This is a genomic window from Pseudomonas sp. GL-B-26, from assembly GCF_019947405.1.
Lineage (GTDB): Bacteria > Pseudomonadota > Gammaproteobacteria > Pseudomonadales > Pseudomonadaceae > Aquipseudomonas.
The window spans coordinates 85,696-106,171 of the sequence record NZ_JAGYGJ010000010.1; the positions used below are offsets into that span (position 1 = coordinate 85,696).

Below are 20,476 nucleotides of genomic sequence, written 5' to 3' on the forward strand. Positions count from 1 at the left end.
GAGCGCCAACTGTCAAAGAACCTCCTCCTCATCCTCGTTGACTCGATCACGCAATTCTTTTCCCGGCTTGAAATGCGGAACGAACTTGCCATCGAGGCTGACGGACTGACCGGTTTTTGGATTGCGACCTACGCGCGGTGCGCGGTAGTGCAAGGAGAAGCTGCCAAACCCACGGATCTCGATGCGATCACCGGTGGCCAGACACTGGGACATTTGTTCGAGCATGGTCTTGATGGCCAGCTCCACATCCTTGGATGAGAGTAGCCCTTGATGGGTGACAATTCGTTCGATCAACTCCGACTTCGTCATATTTTTCCCTTCTTTTTCAAGCAGCTAGATCAGCGCTTCAAAGGTTTTAGCACGCCCGGATCAATTTGAACAGCCCGAGTTTTTGACATACTCCACCAGCAATGAGATGCACTCCTCCAGCGCATCGGAACACTGATCCCGCACTCACACACTCATCTACAGATCACCAGCATGGTGCGCGTCAGATAGCCCGCCGGATTAAAGCCAAAGGGGTACTCATCCTCGTCCTTGGCATCATCGGATCTGGCTACAACTTTGTAGCCCGCTGCCTTGCACTCCTTGTTCGCTCGCTTGCGACACTTCTCCCATCCCGAGCCCAATCCCGAACAATCGATCTCGATGCCACTGACCCCACGCACTGCATGAGTTTTGGCATTAGTGGTACAGCCCGCCAGTGTCAGAACTGCTATGACGACAATGAGCTTGTTCATTCGCTTCCTTAGGTCGGACACGCCGCCCGACGGCCGCTCGCTTCAGGCTAAAGACTAGCTGCAAATAAACGATTAATCCGATTAAAGAAAGAGACAACTTGCCGGGTCGATTGGTTTCACGGCAAACAATCGCAGCGTTGCGTGACCATCATAATCACCAAATCGCAGACACAAAAAAGGGCGACCGAAGTCGCCCTTTTTCTATGGTTTGACAGAACTTAGTTCTGTTTTTCCATTTGTGCACGCAACAGGTCGCCCAGAGTGGTAGGACCAGCAGCGATGCTATCCGAAGGCTTGTCTTTCAAGCTCTGGATTGCTTCTTTCTCTTCAGCATCGTCTTTCGACTTGATGGAGAGCTGGATTACGCGGCTCTTGCGGTCAACGCTGATGATCTTGGCTTCTACTTCCTGGCCTTCTTTCAGAACGTTGCGCGCGTCTTCAACGCGGTCACGGCTGATTTCGGAGGCTTTCAGAGTCGCTTCGATATCGTCGGCCAGAGTGATGATGGCGCCTTTAGCGTCAACTTCTTTCACGATGCCTTTAACGATGGCGCCTTTATCGTTCTCTTGAACGTACTCGGAGAACGGATCGCTTTCCAGTTGCTTGATACCCAGGGAGATGCGCTCGCGCTCTGGGTCAACCGACAGGATAACGGTGTCCAGCTCGTCGCCCTTCTTGAAGCGGCGAACGGCTTCTTCGCCCACTTCGTTCCAGGAGATGTCGGACAGGTGAACCAGACCGTCGATGCCGCCGTCCAGACCAATGAAGATACCGAAATCGGTGATCGACTTGATGGTGCCGGAGATTTTATCGCCCTTGTTGAACTGGCCAGAGAAATCTTCCCATGGGTTAGATTTGCACTGTTTGATGCCGAGGGAGATACGACGACGCTCTTCGTCGATGTCCAGAACCATAACTTCCACTTCGTCGCCGACTTGTACGACTTTCGAAGGGTGGATGTTCTTGTTGGTCCAGTCCATTTCGGAAACGTGTACCAGACCTTCAACGCCTTCTTCCAGCTCAGCGAAGCAGCCGTAGTCGGTCAGGTTGGTTACACGAGCGGTAACGCGAGTGCTTTCTGGGTAACGGGCTTTGATAGCAACCCATGGATCTTCGCCCAGTTGCTTGAGGCCCAGGGAAACACGATTGCGTTCGCGATCGTACTTCAGAACCTTGACATCGATCTCGTCGCCAACGTTGACGATTTCGGAAGGATGCTTGATACGCTTCCAAGCCATGTCGGTAATGTGCAGCAGGCCATCGACGCCACCCAGATCGACGAATGCGCCGTAATCGGTGAGGTTTTTGACGATACCTTTGACTTGTTGACCTTCCTGCAGGGATTCCAGCAGAGCTTCACGCTCAGCGGAGTTCTCGGCTTCGAGGACGCTACGACGGGAAACGACAACGTTGTTGCGTTTCTGGTCAAGCTTGATGACCTTGAATTCCAGCTCTTTGCCTTCCAGGTGCGTGGTGTCGCGCACAGGACGGACGTCAACCAGAGAACCTGGCAGGAACGCACGGATGCCGTTAACGTCGACAGTGAAGCCGCCTTTAACCTTACCGTTGATAACGCCCTTGACCACTTCTTCGGCTGCGAAGGCTGCTTCCAGAACAATCCAGCATTCAGCGCGCTTGGCTTTTTCACGGGACAGCTTGGTTTCACCAAAGCCGTCTTCAACCGAGTCCAGAGCAACGTGAACTTCGTCACCGACGTTGATAGTCAGTTCGCCAGCATCGTTGTAGAACTGCTCAAGCGGGATGAGTGCTTCAGACTTCAGGCCAGCGTGAACGGTTACCCAGCGAGCTTGGTAATCGATATCAACGATAACACCGGTGATGATGGAGCCTGCCTGAAGGTTCAGGGTTTTTAGGCTTTCTTCAAAGAGTTCCGCAAAGCTTTCGCTCATTTTAATTCCTGTTGAATAAGGGCGAAGGATACGCCCATCTCCACGTCCCAGACGACGTGGGTTATGTTCATTAGAAGAAACACCGCAAGACTATGACTGGTCCCCTACGGAGTTTCTTGGTCACCCGGCGATATCGCGAATGGCGATCTCGCTCATGATGCGTTCCAGCACCTGATCGATGGATAATTCCGTGGAATCCAGCTGTATGGCGTCAGCCGCCGGTTTGAGCGGGGCTACCGCTCGCTGGGTGTCACGCTCATCGCGGACACGTATCTCATCTAGCAGACTCGACAGACTAACACCATCGACTTTGCCCTTCAACTGCAAGTATCGACGGCGCGCACGCTCCTCGGCACTGGCAGTGAGGAATATCTTCAGCGGTGCATCGGGGAAAACCACCGTGCCCATGTCGCGACCATCGGCCACCAGACCCGGAGCCTCCTGAAACGCCCGCTGGCGCTGGAGCAGCGCATCACGCACCGCCGGCAGTGCAGCGACCTGGGAAGCCCAGGCGCCAACTTGTTCGTTGCGCAGATCATCAGTGACATCGTCACCTTCGAGAATGATCCGCTGCGGATGACCTTCGGTCGCACCGACGAATTGCACATCCAGATGAGCGGCCAGCAGCTTCAGCGACTCTTCATTGGTCAGATCGACGCCATGGTTACGCGCGGCGAATGCCAGCAGGCGGTACAGCGCACCGGAATCCAGCAGGCACCAGCCCAGACGCTTGGCCAGAATCCCGGCAATAGTGCCCTTGCCCGAACCGCTAGGCCCGTCGATGGTGATGACCGGCGGCTTGATAATCACGACTGAGCCTCTTGTGCAACACGGATACCGACCTGCGAACACAGCGCGAGGAAGTTCGGGAACGACGTCGCGACGTTGGCGCAATCATGGATGCGGATCGGTGCAGTCGCGCGCAGCGAAGCCACGCTGAAGGCCATGGCAATCCGGTGATCGCCGTGACCGTGCACTTCGCCGCCGCCGATCTGGCCGCCGTCGATGATGATGCCGTCCGGGGTCGGCTCGCACTTGACGCCAAGCGCCAGCAAGCCATCCGCCATGACCTGAATCCGGTCCGACTCTTTAACCCGCAGCTCTTCAGCGCCACGCAGAATGGTGCGCCCTTCGGCACAGGCGGCGGCTACGAACAGCACCGGGAATTCGTCGATGGCCAGCGGAACCAGCGCTTCGGGAATCTCGATACCTTTGAGTTTAGCTGCTCGTACGCGCAGATCAGCTACTGGTTCGCCGCCGACTTCACGCTGGTTTTCCAGGGTGATGTCAGCGCCCATCAGACGCAGAATATCGATCACACCGGTACGGGTCGGGTTGATGCCGACGTGCTCAAGCACCAGCTCCGAACCTTCGGCGATCGACGCAGCCACCAGGAAGAACGCCGACGACGAGATGTCGCCCGGCACTTCAATGTGGGTCGCGGTCAGCTTGTGGCCGGACTCGACCGAAGCGGTCGCGCCATTGACGGTGACCGGGTAGCCGAAGCCACGCAGCATGCGCTCGGTGTGGTCGCGGGTTGGAGCCGGCTCGGTGACGGTGGTCTTGCCCTCGGCGTACAAACCCGCCAGCAGCAGGCAGGATTTAACCTGGGCACTGGCCATCGGCATGGTGTAGGTCAGGCCTTTGAGCTTGTTGCCGCCACGAATGGTCATCGGTGGACGACCTTCAGCAGCGGTCTCGATCACGGCGCCCATTTCACGCAGCGGATTGGCCACGCGATTCATCGGACGCTTGGACAGCGAAGCATCGCCCGTCAGGGTGCTGTCGAAATTCTGCGCAGCCAACAGGCCAGACAGCAGACGCATCGACGTACCGGAGTTGCCCAGATAGATCGGGCCCGGTGCAGGCTTCAAGCCATGCAGGCCGACGCCGTGAATGGTCACGCGACCGTGGTGCGGACCTTCGATCACGACGCCCATGTCACGGAAGGCTTGCAAGGTTGCCAGGGCGTCTTCGCCCTCGAGGAAACCTTCCACTTCGGTAACGCCTTCAGCCAGGGAGCCGAGCATGATCGAACGGTGGGAAATCGATTTGTCGCCCGGTACTCGAATCCGCCCATTCAGGCGGCCACCAGGTTGTGCCAGGAAAATCAGGTCGTTGGAATTCATAGCGTCCACATAAGCCCGGCGGGCCAGGATTTTACTGAAATGTTCGCGGGCAACCCGGGCGCGAGTGAACACGCCCAACAATTGGTGCCCATCCCCTGCATCGACCGCGTCGCGCAAGGCGTCGAGGTCGCTGCGAAATGTATCGAGTGTGCGCAGGACAGCTTCGCGGTTGGCGAGGAAGATGTCGTGCCACATGACCGGGTCGCTACCCGCAATTCTTGTGAAATCGCGGAAACCGCCGGCAGCGTAACGGAAGATCTCAAGGTTTTCATTGCGCTTGGCCAACGAATCGACCAAACCGAACGCCAACAAGTGCGGCAAATGGCTGGTCGCCGCCAACACTTCGTCGTGACGCTCGACCTGCATGTGCTCGACATCGGCGCCCAATTCGCGCCACAACCGGTCGACCACTGCCAGGGCTGCCGGATCAGTCTGATCCAGCGGTGTCAGAATCACTTTATGGCGACGGAACAGCTCTGAGTTAGAGGCTTCCACCCCGCTCTGCTCGGAACCGGCGATCGGATGCCCTGGCACGAAACGCGCCGGCATGCCACCAAACGCCTCGGTTGCCGCCCGCACCACATTGCCTTTGGCGCTGCCGACGTCGGTCAGAATCGCTTGCCCCAGGTCCATACCGGCCAATTGGCTGAGCATTTTTTCCATGGCGAGGATCGGTACGGCCAGCTGAATCACGTCGGCGCCCTGGCATGCAGCGGCCAGGTCTTCTTCGCAGCGATCCACCACACCCAATTCAACCGCCAGTTTGCGCGACTGCGGATCGAGGTCGACCCCGACCACTTCGCGGCACAGGCCGCTTTCACGCAAACCCTTGGCAAACGAACCGCCGATCAACCCCAGACCGACCACCACCAGGCGACCGATCATAGGTTCAGCAGATTGCAGTGCAGTGACATCAACCACGAGCCAGAACCTTGGTCAGCGCCTCGAGGAAGCGGCTGTTTTCCGCCGGCAGACCGATGGTGATGCGCAGGTGGTTCGGCATGCCGTAATTGGCCACCGGACGCACGATCACGCCTTCGCGCAACAAGCCCTGGAAGACCGGTGCCGCAACGCGACCCAGATCGACGCAGATGAAGTTGCCCTTGGACGGAATCCAGCTCAACCCCAGCTCGCGCAAACCTGCTTCCAACTGCTGCATGCCGGATTCGTTCAGGCGACGGCTTTCAGCCAGGTACTCGGTGTCTTGCAACGCAGCGCACGCGGCGGCGAGGGCCAGACTGTTGACGTTGAACGGCTGACGCACGCGGTTCAGCACATCCGCAACCACCGCAGTGGACAAGCCATAGCCGACCCGCAATGCCGCCAGGCCGTAAGCCTTGGAGAATGTGCGCGAAACCAGCAGGTTCGGATAGGCCGCCAGGTAGTCCAGGCCATCCGGCAAGTCGCTGCCTTCGGCGTATTCGATGTAGGCCTCGTCCAGCACCACCAGCACGTGTTCCGGTACGTCCTGCAGGAATTCGTCCAGCGCCTCGGCGCCAAACCAGGTCCCGGTCGGGTTGTTCGGGTTGGCGATGAACACCACGCGAGTATCGGCATCGATCGCGGCCAGCATGGCCGACAGATCATGGCCCCAGTCTTTGGCCGGAATCACTTTGGCCGTAGCGCCGACGGCTTGCGTGACGATCGGATAGACCGCAAACGCATGCTCGCTGAACACGGCGTTCAAACCCGGCGCCAGGTAGGCACGGGCGACCAGCTCCAGAATGTCGTTGGAACCGTTGCCCAGCGTCACCTGATTGAGCTCGACGCGGCACTGATCGGCCAGCAGGGTCTTGAGCGCAAAACCGTTGCCGTCTGGGTAACGGGTCAGCTCGGCCAGCGCTACGTGAATCGCCGCCAGAGCCTTGGGACTAGCGCCCAACGGGTTTTCGTTGCTGGCCAGTTTGACGATGCTGGCCGGATCAAGGTCCAGCTCACGCGCCAGTTCGTCCACAGGCTTGCCCGGAACGTAAGGCGAAAGTTGTTGCACGCCCGGCTGTGCCAGAGCGAGGAAGTCACCACTCATTTGCTACCGCCCTTAGAGAACTGCTTTCGGGTAGGAACCCAGCACTTTGAGTGCTACTGCTTCCTGACTGATCTTTTCCAGCACACCCTTGATCAACGGATCACGGTGGTGGCCGACGAAGTCGATAAAGAACACGTAGGTCCATTTACCACTGCGCGAAGGACGCGTCTCGATTCGCGTCAGGTCGATGCCGTTGTCGTGGAACGGCACCAGCAACTCGTGAAGTGCGCCGGGCTTGTTGCTCATGGAAACGATGATCGAAGTCTTGTCGTCGCCGGTCGGCGGCACTTCCTGGCTGCCGATCATCAGGAATCGCGTGGAGTTGTCCGGGCGATCCTCGATTTTCTCGGCCAGACGGGTCAGCCCGTACAAGCCTGCCGCCATGTCGCCGGCAATCGCCGCCGAGTTCCACTCACCCTTGACTCGCTTGGCTGCTTCGGCGTTGCTGGACACTGCCACGCGCTCGACATTCGGGTAATGCGCGTCCAGCCATTTGCGGCACTGGGCCAGCGACTGGGCGTGGGAATAGATACGACTGATGCTGTCAGTCTTGGTGTTTTCACCGACCAACAGGTGGTGGTGAATCCGCAGCTCGACTTCGCCACAGATCACCATGTCGTGTTCGAGAAAGCTGTCGAGGGTGTGGTTGACCGCGCCTTCGGTGGAGTTTTCCACCGGGACCACGCCAAAATTCACCGCACCGGCCGCCACCTCACGGAACACTTCGTCGATCGCTGCCATCGGCTTGCTGATCACGGCGTGACCGAAGTGTTTCATGGCCGCCGCCTGGGTGAAGGTGCCTTCAGGGCCAAGGTAAGCCACTTTCAGTGGCTGCTCGAGGGCCAGGCACGAGGACATGATTTCGCGGAACAGCCGCGCCATCTCTTCGTTGCCCAGCGGCCCCTGGTTACGCTCCATAACACGCTTGAGCACCTGAGCCTCACGCTCAGGACGATAGAACACCGGCACTTCGCCTTCGGCCAGCGAGGCCATCTTTACTCGCGCAACTTCCTGGGCGCAGCGTGCGCGCTCACTGATCAGCTCCAGGACTTTCTCGTCCAGGGCATCAATGCGCAGGCGCAGTGCCTTGAGTTCTTGCTCAGACATTAGCCGTGTTCCTTCTCGAACTCTGCCATGTACGAAATCAGTGCGTTGACCGCAACGATGTCGACGGCGTTATAGATGGAGGCACGCATGCCACCCACGGAACGGTGACCCTTGAGGTTCAACAGGCCACGCTCTTCGGCACCGACCAGGAATGGCTTGTCGAGACGGTCGTCAGCCAGACGGAACGGCACGTTCATCCACGAGCGATCCGACTTGTTGATCGGGTTGCTGTACAAGCCGCTGGCGTCGATGAAGTCGTACAGCGTGCGCTGTTTCACTTCATTGAGCTTGCCGATGGCTTCAACACCACCCTGCTCTTTCAGCCACTCGAATACCAGACCCGAGAGGTACCAGGCCAGGGTTGGCGGGGTGTTGTACATCGAGCCGTTGTCGGCCGCGACCTTGTAGTTGAGCATGGTCGGGCACAGGGAACGGGCGTGACCCAGCAGGTCTTCGCGAACGATGTTGACGACGATGCCGCTCGGGCCGATGTTCTTCTGGGCGCCGGCGTAGATCATGCCGAAGCGCGAAACATCGATCGGACGCGAGAGAATGTCGGAAGACATGTCGGCGACCAGCGGAACATCACCGGTTTCCGGAACCCAGTTGAATTCCAGGCCGCCGATGGTTTCGTTCGGTGCGTAGTGAACGTAGGCCGCATCTTTCGACAGGTTCCATTCGTTCTGACCGGGAATAGCGAAATAGTCGTAAGGCTTGGCGGTAGCGGCAACGTTGACGTTCCCGTAGCGCGAAGCTTCTTCGATGGCTTTCTGCGACCAGATACCGGTGTCGATATAGTCGGCGGTGCCGCTTTCGGGCAACAGGTTCAGAGGAATCTGAGCAAATTGCTGGCTGGCGCCACCTTGCAGAAACAGCACTTTATAGTTCGAGGGGATATTCAGCAGATCACGCAGATCCTGCTCGGCCTTGGTGGCGATGGAAACGAACTCATCACTGCGATGGCTCATCTCCATGACCGACAGGCCCTTGCCGTGCCAGTCGAGGAGTTCACCCTGGGCGCGCTGCAGGACAGCTTCGGGAAGTGCCGCAGGACCGGCACAGAAGTTATAGGCTCTCTTGCTCACATCCAATCTCGCTCTGATTTGGTGGTAATCACGCAACAAAACTATTTGACCTGTAGGAGCTGTCGAGCGAAGCGAGGCTGCGATCTTTTCGTATGGACCCCACATAGCTAAAGCAAGAGCAAGATCAAGAGATCGCAGCCTCGCTTCGCTCGACAGCTCCTACAGCCCTACATTAAAAACAATTCCAGAGGACAAACAACAAGGGGGCGAATTCTCATCCGCCCCCTGTCTGCCCGCTTATTCCTGCGGTTCTTCGTCGGCTGCGGCGTCGAGTTGCTGATCTTCAACAACGTCGTCGATGACGACTTCGCCGTCGAACACTGCACCCTCTTCACCTTCTTCCAGCTCTTCACCTTCGACTTCCGACGGCTCCTGAACCCGCTCCAGACCTACCAGCGTTTCATCGCTGGCCAGTTTGATGAGGGTCACGCCCTGGGTGTTACGACCCAGGCTGGAGACTTCGTCGACACGAGTACGAACCAGTGTGCCCTGGTCGGAAATCAGCATGATTTCCTCGCCGTCGAGTACTTGGACTGCACCGACCAGACGGCCGTTACGGTCGTTGCTGACCATGGCGATAACGCCCTGACCACCACGTTTGTACTCAGGGAACTCGGTGATCGCCGTGCGTTTGCCGAAACCACGGGCCGAAGCGGTCAGGATCTGGCTGCCTTCTTCCGGGATCAGCATGGAAATCAGCTTCTGGCCTTCCGGCAGACGCATGCCGCGGACACCGCGAGCGGTACGGCCCATGGCGCGAACGTCGGTTTCCTTGAAGCGAGTGACCTTGCCGCCGTCGGAGAACAGCATGACTTCGCGCTCGCCATCGGTAATGGCGGCAGAAATCAGTACGTCACCTTCGTCCAGCTCCAGCGCGATCAGACCGACGCTGCGTTGACGGCTGAAGGATTCCAGCGGGGTCTTCTTCACGGTGCCTTTGGCAGTGGCCATGAAGATGAAGTGACCTTCGGTGTATTCGTCGACCGGCAACATGGTGGTGATGTATTCATCACTGTCCAGCGGCAGCAGGTTGACCAGCGGACGACCACGGGCAGCGCGGGACGCTTCCGGGATTTCGTAGGTTTTCAGCCAGTACACTTTGCCTTTGCTGGAGAACAGCAGCAGCGTGGTGTGGCTGTTGGCGACCAGCAGGTGAGCGATGTAATCCTCATCCTTCACGCCGGTAGCCGATTTGCCTTTACCGCCACGACGCTGAGCCTGGTACGCAGCCAATGGCTGGGTCTTGGCGTAGCCACCGTGGGAAATGGTCACGACGCGCTCTTCTTCCGGGATCATGTCACCCAGGGTCAGGTCGAGACGGGCATCGAGAATCTCGGTGCGACGCACATCGCCGTATTCGGCGCGGATCACTTCCAGCTCTTCACGGATCACTTCCATCAGGCGCGTGGCGCTGCTGAGGATGCGGATCAGTTCGCCGATCTGGTTGAGGATCTCTTGATACTCGGCCAGCAGCTTTTCGTGTTCCAGACCGGTCAGACGGTGCAGACGCAGTTCCAGAATGGCTTGAGCCTGTTCCGGCGACAGGAAGTACTTGCCTTCACGCAGACCGTATTGCGGGTCCAGGGTCTCTGGACGGCACGAATCGGCACCGGCGCGTTCAACCATCGCGACCACGGCGGAAGATTCCCACGCGGTCTTGATCAGCGCTTCCTTGGCTTCCGACGGCGTTGGCGAAGCCTTGATCAGGGCGATAACCGGGTCGATGTTCGACAGGGCAACCGCTTGACCTTCCAGAATGTGGCCACGTTCGCGGGCTTTACGCAGTTCGAACACGGTACGGCGGGTAACGACTTCGCGACGGTGACGCACGAAGGCTTCCAGCAGGTCCTTGAGGTTCAGGATCCGCGGACGACCGTCGATCAGCGCGACGATGTTGATACCGAACACCGCTTGCAGCTGGGTCTGGGCGTAGAGGTTGTTGAGGATCACCTCAGGCACTTCGCCGCGACGCAGTTCGATCACGACGCGCATGCCGTCCTTGTCGGACTCGTCGCGCAGTTCGGTGATGCCTTCAAGCTTCTTCTCTTTTACCAGCTCGGCGATCTTCTCGATCAGACGGGCCTTGTTCAGCTGGTAAGGGAGTTCGGTGATGACGATCTGCTGACGGCCACCGACCTTGTCGATGTCTTCGATCATCGAGCGGGCGCGCATGTAAATGCGGCCACGACCGGTGCGGTAGGCTTCGATGATGCCGGCGCGACCGTTGATGATCGCGGCGGTCGGGAAGTCCGGACCAGGGATGTATTGCATCAGCTCATCGATGGTCAACTCAGGGTTGTCGATGAGTGCCAGGCAACCGTCGATGACTTCACCGAGGTTGTGCGGCGGGATGTTGGTCGCCATGCCCACGGCGATACCGCTGGAGCCGTTGACCAACAGGTTGGGAATACGGGTCGGCATGACCGCCGGGATCATTTCGGTGCCGTCGTAGTTCGGCACCCAGTCCACGGTTTCTTTGTGCAGGTCAGCCAGCAGCTCGTGCGCCAGCTTGGTCATGCGCACTTCGGTGTATCGCATGGCGGCGGCGTTGTCGCCGTCCACGGAACCGAAGTTGCCCTGACCGTCTACCAGCAGGTAGCGCAGCGAGAATGGCTGCGCCATCCGAACGATGGTGTCGTACACCGCGGTATCACCGTGAGGGTGATACTTACCGATCACGTCACCGACAACACGGGCAGATTTCTTGTACGGCTTGTTGAAGTCGTTGCCCAGCTCGCTCATCGCGAACAGCACACGCCGGTGCACGGGCTTCAAGCCATCGCGCGCATCCGGCAGTGCCCGCCCGACAATTACGCTCATCGCGTAGTCGAGGTAGGACTGCTTCAGCTCGTCTTCGATATTGACCGGGAGGATTTCTTTGGCCAGTTCGCCCATGAGAAGCCTGATTCCTTTTTCTGGTGAAACTTCGTCACATCCATATGGGACGAACGAAGCTCGCCGCTGCAGGCTGAGTGCCATGCACCGACTTACGACAAATCAACGAGTTATGCCATGGATCTGCGCAGTAAAGGCAGCCACATCGGGCTACCTTGGAAACCGCCGGATGTTATCACAAGAGCCGCCACGCACCTATCCCCCAGATGCGCATGGAGCATAGTTAGTTGACCGGTGACAGGCTTGAAGGGGACGAGAGAGGCTTAGAGCCTTTTTGATTGAAGAATTTCGGAGTGAATGGGGGTTGTTTGGTGGCTGTGAGGGCCTCTTCGCGAGCAAGCCCGCTCCCACACCCGACCGTGTCTAACTTGAGAAATCGATCAAATGTGGGAGCGGGCTTGCTCGCGAAGGCGTTTTATCAGACGCCAGATATCTTTAATGCAGACGCTTGCGGCACATCAACTGCGCCATTTTCGCGGTATCCGGACGCTCGACAATGCCTTTTTCGGTAACAATCGCATCGATCAGGTCAGCCGGAGTCACATCGAATACCGGGTTGAACGCTTCGACATCCGCCCCGACCCGCTTACCGCCCACTTCCAGCAACTCGCGACCATCGCGCTCTTCAATCGGGATCTCATCACCGCTGGCCAGGTTCATGTCGATGGTCGAACTCGGCGCCACCACCATGAAACGCACCCCGTGGTGCATGGCGTTCACCGCCAGCTGATAAGTGCCGATCTTGTTGGCCACATCGCCATTGGCGGTGATCCGGTCAGCACCGACGATCACCCAGGTAATGCCCTTGGTCTTCATGATGTGGGCGGCGGCGGAGTCGGCATTGAGGGTCACGGGAATGCCTTCGTTGGCCAGCTCCCATGCGGTCAACCGCGAACCTTGCAGCCATGGACGGGTTTCGTCGGCATAGACGCGCTCGACCATGCCTTCGATGAAAGCGCCACGAATGACGCCAAGCGCCGTGCCAAAGCCGCCGGTGGCCAGTGCGCCGGTGTTGCAGTGGGTCAGAATCGCCTGGGCGTTGCCCTGGTGCTTGCGGATCAGGTCCACACCCAGTTGCGCCATGGTCAGGTTGGCTTCGCGATCACTCTCGTGAATGGCGATAGCCTCCGCCTCCAGCGCCGCCAGAGGGTCTGCGTCGTCCTTGAGACGGTCCAGGCGGTCACGCATGCGGCTCAAGGCCCAGAACAGATTCACCGCTGTTGGACGGGAGTCGGCCAGTAGCGCGTAATCCTCTTCCCACGCTGCCTGCCAGTCACCACCCTCGGCAATTCGGGCGCGGGCCGACAGCACCATGGCATAAGCTGCACTGATGCCAATCGCCGGCGCTCCGCGCACTACCATCGAACGAATGGCCTCGGCCACGCCAGCAGCGCTGGTGTAGGCGATCCAGGTTTCCTCGAACGGCAAAATACGCTGATCCAGCAGGTAAAGGGCGCCATCACGCCAATCGATGGCCTTCACCTTCTCCGCAGCCAACAGTCGATCGCGCATCCGTCACCCCGTACTCATGAACAAAAGCCGTCGATTATAGCGATCCCCCCGCGAAGACGCTCGGGTATACTTCGCCATCCTTTACAAAAGCTCTGGAACCGACTCTCGATGCCGAACACTGCCGCTGCGCTCGACTTGCTATTGCTGCCGACCTGGCTGGTACCCGTCGAACCCGCTGGCGTTGTCCTCAAAGAGCACGCCCTGGGCATCCGCGACGGACGCATCGTCTTCATCGGCCCACGCTCGGCTGCGCTGAAGCTTAACGCAACCGAAGTCCGCGAACTGCCGGAAATGTTGCTCTGCCCTGGCTTGATCAATGCCCATGGTCATGCGGCGATGACGCTGTTCCGTGGCCTGGCCGATGATCTGCCCCTGATGACCTGGCTGGAAGACCACATCTGGCCGGCCGAAGCCAAGTGGGTCGATGAAACTTTCGTCCGTGACGGCACTGACCTTGCAATCGCGGAGCAGATCAAAGGTGGCATCACCTGCTTCTCTGACATGTATTTCTTCCCGAAGGTTGCCAGCGAGCGCGTCCATAACAGCGGCATTCGTGCGCAAATCGTGATTCCGATCCTCGATTTCCCGATCCCGGGCGCCAGCACGGCGGACGACGCCATTCGTCAGGGCGTCGAATTATTTAGCGATCTCAAGCACCACGAGCGCATCAAAGTCACCTTCGGCCCCCACGCACCCTACACCGTGGGCGACGAGAACCTGGAGAAAATCCGGGTAATCACCGAAGAACTGGACGCCTCGATCCATATGCACGTGCATGAAACTGCTTATGAAGTGCAGCAGTCCGTCGAGCAGTACGGCGAGCGCCCATTGGCCCGCCTCGGACGCTTGGGCTTGCTGGGGCCGCGCTTTCAGGCGGTTCATATGACTCAGATCAGCGATGAAGACCAGGTGTTGCTGGTAGAAAGTAACACCAACGTGATTCATTGCCCGGAGTCGAACCTGAAGCTGGCCAGCGGGTTCTGCCCGGTGGAGCGCTTGTGGCAGGCTGGCGTCAATGTGGCGATCGGCACCGATGGCGCAGCCAGCAACAATGACCTGGACCTGCTCGGCGAAACCCGCACCGCCGCCTTACTGGCCAAAGCCGTCGCCGGCTCGGCCACCGCACTGGACGCTCATCGTGCCCTGCGCATGGCCACGCTCAATGGCGCCCGCGCACTGGGCATTGAATCCGAAGTGGGATCGCTGGAAGTCGGCAAAGCCGCGGACATCGTCGCGATCGATCTCTCCGGCCTGGCGCAGCAACCGGTCTATGACCCGGTTTCGCAGCTTATATATGCCACCGGCCGTGATTGCGTGAAACACCTTTGGGTCGCCGGCAAGCAACTGCTCGAGGACCGTCGCCTGACTCGTCTGGATGAAGAACAGCTCTGCGCCACCGCCAAGGCCTGGGGCCAGCGCATCAGCGGCCATACCGAATCGTAAGCACCCCGGACTCACCACCGGGGCAACAGGATTTTTCAAGTTTTAGAGGACTTAACCATGAGCAACGTCGACTACGCCGAAATCGCCAAATTCGAAGCCCTGGCCCATCGCTGGTGGGATCGCGAAAGCGAGTTCAAACCGCTGCACGACATCAACCCGCTGCGGGTCAACTGGATTGACGAACGGGTCAACCTGGCCGGCAAGAAAGTCCTCGACGTCGGTTGCGGCGGCGGCATTCTCAGCGAAGCCATGGCCCAGCGCGGCGCTACCGTCATGGGCATCGACATGGGCGAAGCGCCGCTGGCGGTCGCGCAACTGCATCAGCTGGAATCCGGCGTGAGCGTCGAATACCGGCAGATCACCGCCGAAGCGCTGGCTGAAGAAATGCCCGAGCAGTTCGACGTGGTCACGTGCCTGGAAATGCTCGAGCACGTACCGGACCCGTCCTCGGTGATCCGCGCTTGCTTCCGCATGGTCAAACCCGGCGGCCAGGTGTTCTTCTCCACCATCAACCGCAACCCGAAGGCGTACCTGTTCGCCATCGTCGGCGCGGAATACATCATGAAGCTGCTGCCGCGCGGCACCCACGATTTCAAGAAATTCATCCGCCCGTCCGAGCTGGGTGCCTGGAGCCGCATGGCCGGCCTGACCGTCAAGGACATCATCGGCCTGACCTACAACCCGCTGACCAAGCACTACAAACTGGCCTCCGACGTGGACGTCAACTACATGATCCAGACCCTGCGCGAGGAGTAAGCCGATGCGTATCAGAGCAGTTCTTTTCGACATGGACGGCACCCTGCTCGACACCGCGCCGGACTTCATTGCGATCTGTCAGGCGATGCGTGCCGACCGCGGCCTTCCGCCGATGAACGACCAGCACATTCGCGACGAGATCTCCGGCGGCGCCAAGGCGATGGTCGCCGTGACCTTCTCCATGGACCCGGAATCACCGGGCTTCGAGGAATTACGCCTGGAATTTCTGGAGCGTTACCTCGCCGGCTGCGCGGTTCACAGCAAACTCTTCGACGGCATGGGCGAACTGCTGGCCGACATCGAAAAGGCCAACCTGATCTGGGGCGTGGTCACCAACAAACCACTGCGGTTCGCCGAGCCGATCATGCAACAGCTTGGCCTGGCCGAGCGCTCGGCGTTGTTGATCTGCCCGGACCATGTGAAGAACAGCAAACCGGACCCCGAGCCGTTGATCCTGGCGTGCAAGATGCTCGACCTGGACCCCGCCAGCGTGCTGTTTGTGGGTGATGACCTGCGCGATATCGAATCAGGTCGCGATGCCGGCACCAAGACGGCCGCCGTGACCTATGGCTACATTCATCCGGACGATAACCCGCGGCATTGGGGCGCGGATGTGGTGGTCGATCATCCGCTGGAGTTGCGCAAGGTGCTCGATAGCGCGCTGTGCAGTTGCTGACCTGACTGGCTGCCGGATGCTTTTGTGGCGAGGGGATTTATCCCCGTTGGGTCGCGAAGCGGCCCCTGCAATTTCGTCAGTCACACCGAATTGTCAGGTTTGCGACTGCTGCGCAGCCGAACGGGGATAAATCCCCTCGCCACAAAAGCCCTCTCGCCACGAGTGCGATGCCTGCCTATTGAATTGTTGTGAGGTTTCTTATGTTTGATTATTCCGCTCGCCCAGAATTGCTCAAGGACCGGGTCATCCTGGTCACCGGTGCTGGCCGTGGCATCGGTGCTGCCGCCGCAAAAACCTTCGCTGCACACGGCGCCACCGTGCTGTTGCTGGGCAAGACCGAAGCCAACCTGACTCAGATCTACGACGAAATCGAAGCCGCCGGCCATCCACAACCGGCGGTGATCCCGTTCAACCTGGAAACCGCCCTGCCCCATCAATACGATGAGTTGGCAGCGATGATTGAAACCGAATTCGGCCATCTCGACGGTTTGCTGCACAACGCGTCGATCATTGGCCCACGTACGCCGATCGAACAGCTGTCCGGTGAAAACTTCATGCGCGTCATGCACGTCAACGTCAACGCCATGTTCATGCTCACCAGCACCCTGCTGCCGCTGCTCAAGCTGTCTCAGGACGCTTCGGTGGTGTTCACGTCCAGCAGCGTCGGCCGCAAGGGGCGTGCGTATTGGGGCGCTTACGGCGTGTCCAAGTTCGCCACCGAAGGCTTGATGCAAACCCTGGCCGACGAAGTCGACACCGTGGCACCGGTGCGCTCCAACAGCATCAACCCGGGCGCCACCCGCACCAGCATGCGCGCCCAGGCTTACCCGGGTGAAAACCCGCTGAACAACCCGACGCCCGAGGAGATCATGCCGGTTTACCTCTACCTGATGGGTCCGGACAGCACCGGCATCAACGGCCAGGCGTTCAACGCTCAGTAACGCCCGCGCGTCGCTTTTGTGCCGCGACGGCTTCCCGTCGCGGCACTCAAAGTGCGTCGTAACCACCCCTGCCACAAGTCAAATAACTGTCACAGAACGTAGCAACGCTCTTCAACGACAGCTTCAATACTTTGATTTAGAACGCTTTTTATCCGACTGAACCGAATGGCACGACTTTCGCTCTAAATTTGCTCAGACACGCAGTGTGAAAGCAAACGGGCGGACGCCTGAGCCGACAGGTTACTTATCGTCGGCAAAGCGGACTAAACTTGCGCCAAATGTCCTACGGGACTGATGGACCAGTATGACGCGCAGCCCAATGCCGCTCTCACCCAGCCTGTAAGACAGCCTTACTGCTTAGGGGCGCACGCCATATGAAATCACCTTCCCAGACCAACGCAATTGACTTCGATAGCGCCAAATTGCAACGCCTGGGCTTTGGTCAGCAGCCTACCCTCATCGAGAGGCCCGTCAGCCTTGCGCAAATGCGCCAGCAACTGAGCCTGCAGCTGCAAACCAGTCTTGAGCCGCAACGCATTCTGGGGCTCTTCTTCCGTGAGATTCAGCGACTTGTACCGCTTGACGCCTTGACGTACGAGCACACGTCCAGCGACTTGCGCCTGGCGTTCGGCCTGCGCGGGCATCATTCGATCAGCTACAGCCTCAGCCATGAAGGCGAGCACTTGGGCGAACTGGTATTCCGCCGCAATCAGCGCTTCAGTGAGCAGGAACAAGGCAACCTCGAATCGCTGCTGTCCGCATTGCTGTATCCGATGCGCAATGCCTTGCTCTACCGCGCTGCCACCCAAAGCGCCTTGCGCGATCCGCTCACGGATACCGGCAACCGCATTGCCATGGATCAGACCCTGCAACGGGAAATCGAGATGTCGCGTCGGCATCTGCAACCCTTGTCGCTGCTGATGCTGGACATCGATCACTTCAAACACATCAACGACACCCACGGACACAGCGCTGGCGATGACGTGCTCAAGGCCGTTGCAGCCTCGATCAAAAACCAGTTGCGCAATGTGGACATGGTCTTCCGTTTTGGTGGCGAAGAGTTCCTGATCCTGCTTTCCAACACGAGTCGTGAGGCGGCAGCCATGGTTGGCGAACGGCTACGATTTGCAGTGCAGGCAGAGGAATATTCGGCCGACGGCCATGCGATCGAGCTGACGGTAAGCCTTGGCTGCTCGACGCTATTGCCCGGCGAGTCTGCCGACAGTCTGTTGCGACGGGCCGACAATGCGTTGTATGTGGCCAAGCGCGAGGGACGTAACCGGTTGGCGATGGCGGGTTGAATGCCCAGAGCGGGCACGCCTGGTTAGCGGCCCGCACCGAAAGGAATTAGCGCACAGCGCCGCGCAATTCCCCCACCATCCCTTGCAACCTGGCTGGCTCTGCCGCCTCAACCGACACCGCAGGCCCTGCCACCAGCGTCACCCGTGACCACAACCGGCGAAACACGCCTTTTTGCGGATCGCGGCTGAAAAAACTCCCCCATAACCCCTGCAGTGCCAACGGAATCACCGGCACCGGCGTCTCTTCGAGAATCCGCGTCAGCCCGCCCTTGAACTCGTTGATCTCGCCATCGGCGGTCAATTTTCCCTCAGGGAAGATGCACACCAACTCGCCATCCTTCAGATACTGCGCAATGCGCGTGAAAGCTTTTTCGTAGATCTGAATGTCTTCCTGACGCCCCGCGATCGGAATGGTCCCGGCCGTACGGAAGATAAAGTTCAGCACTGGCAAGTTGTAGATCTTGTAATACATCACAAAGCGAATCGGCCGACGCACCGCGCCGCCGATCAGCAAGGCGTCGACGAAGGACACGTGATTACAGACCAGCAACGCCGCACCTTCATCGGGAATCAGTTGCAGATTGCGATGCTCTACGCGGTACATGGAATGGCTGAGCAACCAGATCATGAAGCGCATGCTGAACTCGGGGACGATGCTGAAGATGTAGGCGTTAACGCCGATGTTCAGCAGCGACACCACCAGGAACAGCTGCGGGATCGACAGCTTGACCATGCTCAGCAAGACGATCGAGACAATCGCCGAGACCACCATGAACAGTGCGTTGAGAATATTGTTGGCGGCAATCACCCGCGCCCGCTCGTTCTCGGGGGTACGCGACTGAATCAGCGCGTACAGCGGCACGATGTAGAAACCGCCGAACACCCCAAGCCCCAGAATGTCGATCAACACCAGCCAGGCGTGGCCAAAACCCAGGATTTCGATCCAGCCATGGCCTGTAACGCTGTCTGGAATTCCACCGGAATGCCACCACAGCAGCAAACCAAACACGGTCAGACCGAACGAGCCGAACGGCACTAGGCCGATCTCGACTTTGCGGCCGGACAGTTTTTCGCAGAGCATCGAACCCAGCGCGATACCGACCGAGAACACGGTAAGAATCAGCGTCACCACGGTTTCGTCGCCGTGCATCCACTCCTTGGCATAGGCCGGGATCTGCGTCAGATAAATCGCCCCGACAAACCAGAACCACGAGTTGCCGACAATCGAGCGTGACACCGCTGGCGTCTGCCCCAAGCCCAGCTTCAACGTGGCCCAGGACTGGCTGAAAATGTTCCAGTTCAGGCGCATTTCCGGGGAGGCGGCCGCAGCCCGTGGAATGCTGCGACTGGCCAGGTAGCCGAGGACCGCAACACCGATGATCGCCGTGGAGACGATCGGCGCGTAATGACTGGAGGACATCATGATCCCGGCACCGATGGTCCCGGCGAGGATCGCCAGAAAGGTGCCCATTTCCACCAGGCCGTTGCCACCCACCAGCTCTTCGTCACGCAAGGCCTGCGGCAGGATCGAGTATTTCACCGGCCCGAACAGCGCCGAGTGAGTGCCCATGGCAAACAGCGCCACCAGCATCAGCGACAGGTGATCGAACATGAAACCGACCGCGCCGACCGCCATGATGGCGATTTCCCCGAGCTTGATCAGACGAATCAGCGCGTCCTTGGCGAACTTCTCCCCGAACTGCCCGGCCAGTGCCGAGAACAGGAAGAACGGCAGAATGAACAGCAGCGCACACAGGTTGACCCAAATCGAGCGATCACCGTCGATGGTCAACTTGTAGAGAATGGCGAGTATCAGCGACTGCTTGAAGATGTTGTCGTTGAACGCCCCGAGCGACTGCGTGATGAAGAACGGCAGGAAGCGCCGGGTGCGAAGCAAGGTGAACTGTGAGGGGTGACTCATCTTCCATGTGTCCCTGATGTTGGGTAGAGAGTGG

At 59.0% G+C, this 20,476-nt stretch carries 16 protein-coding genes; 5 read left to right on the plus strand and 11 right to left on the minus strand.

What is annotated here, in order from left to right; all coding sequences use genetic code 11:
• Nucleotides 1-12 precede the first annotated feature (12 nt).
• The 10 genes from ihfB to mtnA all read right to left on the minus strand — a co-directional run bounded on the left by ihfB (nucleotide 13) and on the right by mtnA (nucleotide 13,404).
• Nucleotides 13-309 carry an integration host factor subunit beta gene (gene ihfB / locus KGB23_RS09055; protein ID WP_033055808.1) on the minus strand — a complete coding sequence of 99 codons (297 nt, stop codon included), beginning with the start codon at nucleotides 307-309 and terminating at the stop codon, nucleotides 13-15.
• Nucleotides 310-461: 152 nt separating this feature from the next.
• A complete protein-coding gene (locus KGB23_RS09060) occupies nucleotides 462-740 on the minus strand; it encodes a hypothetical protein (protein ID WP_134422176.1) in 279 nt (92 codons plus the stop codon).
• Nucleotides 741-958: 218 nt separating this feature from the next.
• Nucleotides 959-2,650, minus strand: a complete 1,692-nt coding sequence (rpsA, locus tag KGB23_RS09065; RefSeq protein ID WP_008148721.1) for a 30S ribosomal protein S1 — start codon at nucleotides 2,648-2,650, stop codon at nucleotides 959-961.
• Nucleotides 2,651-2,770: 120 nt separating this feature from the next.
• Nucleotides 2,771-3,460, minus strand: coding sequence for a (d)CMP kinase (gene cmk, locus KGB23_RS09070; RefSeq protein ID WP_008148720.1), 690 nt, complete (start codon nucleotides 3,458-3,460; stop codon nucleotides 2,771-2,773).
• Entirely contained in the window at nucleotides 3,457-5,664 is a 2,208-nt protein-coding gene (locus tag KGB23_RS09075) for a bifunctional prephenate dehydrogenase/3-phosphoshikimate 1-carboxyvinyltransferase (protein WP_263288570.1), read from the minus strand. The genes cmk and KGB23_RS09075 overlap by 4 nt, the downstream gene beginning before the upstream one ends.
• A 28-nt stretch (nucleotides 5,665-5,692) precedes the next feature.
• Entirely contained in the window at nucleotides 5,693-6,805 is a 1,113-nt protein-coding gene (gene hisC, locus KGB23_RS09080) for a histidinol-phosphate transaminase (RefSeq protein ID WP_223430751.1), read from the minus strand.
• Between the two features lie 12 nt (nucleotides 6,806-6,817).
• Complete coding sequence (pheA, locus tag KGB23_RS09085; protein WP_030128742.1) at nucleotides 6,818-7,912, minus strand: prephenate dehydratase; 1,095 nt, start codon at nucleotides 7,910-7,912, stop codon at nucleotides 6,818-6,820.
• Nucleotides 7,912-8,997 (minus strand): 3-phosphoserine/phosphohydroxythreonine transaminase, encoded by a 1,086-nt coding sequence (gene serC / locus KGB23_RS09090; protein ID WP_056744078.1) that lies wholly within the window; start codon nucleotides 8,995-8,997, stop codon nucleotides 7,912-7,914. The genes pheA and serC overlap by 1 nt, the downstream gene beginning before the upstream one ends.
• Before the next feature lie 237 nt (nucleotides 8,998-9,234).
• The gene (gene gyrA / locus KGB23_RS09095) at nucleotides 9,235-11,892 is read right to left on the minus strand and encodes a DNA gyrase subunit A (protein WP_008148713.1); all 2,658 of its coding nucleotides are present in this window, start codon (nucleotides 11,890-11,892) and stop codon (nucleotides 9,235-9,237) included.
• Between the two features lie 435 nt (nucleotides 11,893-12,327).
• Entirely contained in the window at nucleotides 12,328-13,404 is a 1,077-nt protein-coding gene (gene mtnA / locus KGB23_RS09100; protein WP_223430752.1) for an S-methyl-5-thioribose-1-phosphate isomerase, read from the minus strand.
• 108 nt (nucleotides 13,405-13,512) lie between these two features.
• On the opposite strand from mtnA, the gene KGB23_RS09105 reads away from it, so the two are divergent.
• From KGB23_RS09105 to KGB23_RS09125, 5 genes are all read left to right on the plus strand, one after another.
• The gene (locus tag KGB23_RS09105) at nucleotides 13,513-14,847 is read left to right on the plus strand and encodes a TRZ/ATZ family hydrolase (RefSeq protein ID WP_223430753.1); all 1,335 of its coding nucleotides are present in this window, start codon (nucleotides 13,513-13,515) and stop codon (nucleotides 14,845-14,847) included.
• A gap of 57 nt (nucleotides 14,848-14,904) precedes the next feature.
• Nucleotides 14,905-15,603, plus strand: coding sequence for a bifunctional 2-polyprenyl-6-hydroxyphenol methylase/3-demethylubiquinol 3-O-methyltransferase UbiG (gene ubiG, locus KGB23_RS09110; protein ID WP_033055822.1), 699 nt, complete (start codon nucleotides 14,905-14,907; stop codon nucleotides 15,601-15,603).
• A 4-nt stretch (nucleotides 15,604-15,607) separates the two neighbouring features.
• On the plus strand, nucleotides 15,608-16,279 hold the full coding sequence (mupP, locus tag KGB23_RS09115; protein ID WP_223430754.1) for an N-acetylmuramic acid 6-phosphate phosphatase MupP: 672 nt from the start codon (nucleotides 15,608-15,610) through the stop codon (nucleotides 16,277-16,279).
• Nucleotides 16,280-16,479: 200 nt separating this feature from the next.
• Nucleotides 16,480-17,220, plus strand: coding sequence for a YciK family oxidoreductase (locus KGB23_RS09120; protein WP_046047994.1), 741 nt, complete (start codon nucleotides 16,480-16,482; stop codon nucleotides 17,218-17,220).
• 374 nt (nucleotides 17,221-17,594) lie between these two features.
• On the plus strand, nucleotides 17,595-18,521 hold the full coding sequence (locus KGB23_RS09125; RefSeq protein WP_223430756.1) for a GGDEF domain-containing protein: 927 nt from the start codon (nucleotides 17,595-17,597) through the stop codon (nucleotides 18,519-18,521).
• A 46-nt stretch (nucleotides 18,522-18,567) separates the two neighbouring features.
• Here KGB23_RS09125 and KGB23_RS09130 read toward each other — a convergent pair whose 3' ends face one another.
• On the minus strand, nucleotides 18,568-20,442 hold the full coding sequence (locus tag KGB23_RS09130; RefSeq protein WP_223430757.1) for an MFS transporter: 1,875 nt from the start codon (nucleotides 20,440-20,442) through the stop codon (nucleotides 18,568-18,570).
• Nucleotides 20,443-20,476 lie beyond the last annotated feature (34 nt).

Coding starts and splice junctions, on each gene's coding strand:
- KGB23_RS09075 (WP_263288570.1), bottom strand. CDS start 5,664: ATGATCGGTCGCCTGGTGGTGGTCGGTCTGGGGTTGATCGGCGGTTCG.
- ubiG (WP_033055822.1), top strand. CDS start 14,905: ATGAGCAACGTCGACTACGCCGAAATCGCCAAATTCGAAGCCCTGGCC.
- KGB23_RS09125 (WP_223430756.1), top strand. CDS start 17,595: ATGAAATCACCTTCCCAGACCAACGCAATTGACTTCGATAGCGCCAAA.
- KGB23_RS09105 (WP_223430753.1), top strand. CDS start 13,513: ATGCCGAACACTGCCGCTGCGCTCGACTTGCTATTGCTGCCGACCTGG.
- KGB23_RS09130 (WP_223430757.1), bottom strand. CDS start 20,442: ATGAGTCACCCCTCACAGTTCACCTTGCTTCGCACCCGGCGCTTCCTG.
- gyrA (WP_008148713.1), bottom strand. CDS start 11,892: ATGGGCGAACTGGCCAAAGAAATCCTCCCGGTCAATATCGAAGACGAG.
- mupP (WP_223430754.1), top strand. CDS start 15,608: ATGCGTATCAGAGCAGTTCTTTTCGACATGGACGGCACCCTGCTCGAC.
- ihfB (WP_033055808.1), bottom strand. CDS start 309: ATGACGAAGTCGGAGTTGATCGAACGAATTGTCACCCATCAAGGGCTA.
- rpsA (WP_008148721.1), bottom strand. CDS start 2,650: ATGAGCGAAAGCTTTGCGGAACTCTTTGAAGAAAGCCTAAAAACCCTG.
- pheA (WP_030128742.1), bottom strand. CDS start 7,912: ATGTCTGAGCAAGAACTCAAGGCACTGCGCCTGCGCATTGATGCCCTG.
- KGB23_RS09060 (WP_134422176.1), bottom strand. CDS start 740: ATGAACAAGCTCATTGTCGTCATAGCAGTTCTGACACTGGCGGGCTGT.
- KGB23_RS09120 (WP_046047994.1), top strand. CDS start 16,480: ATGTTTGATTATTCCGCTCGCCCAGAATTGCTCAAGGACCGGGTCATC.
- hisC (WP_223430751.1), bottom strand. CDS start 6,805: ATGAGTGGTGACTTCCTCGCTCTGGCACAGCCGGGCGTGCAACAACTT.
- mtnA (WP_223430752.1), bottom strand. CDS start 13,404: ATGCGCGATCGACTGTTGGCTGCGGAGAAGGTGAAGGCCATCGATTGG.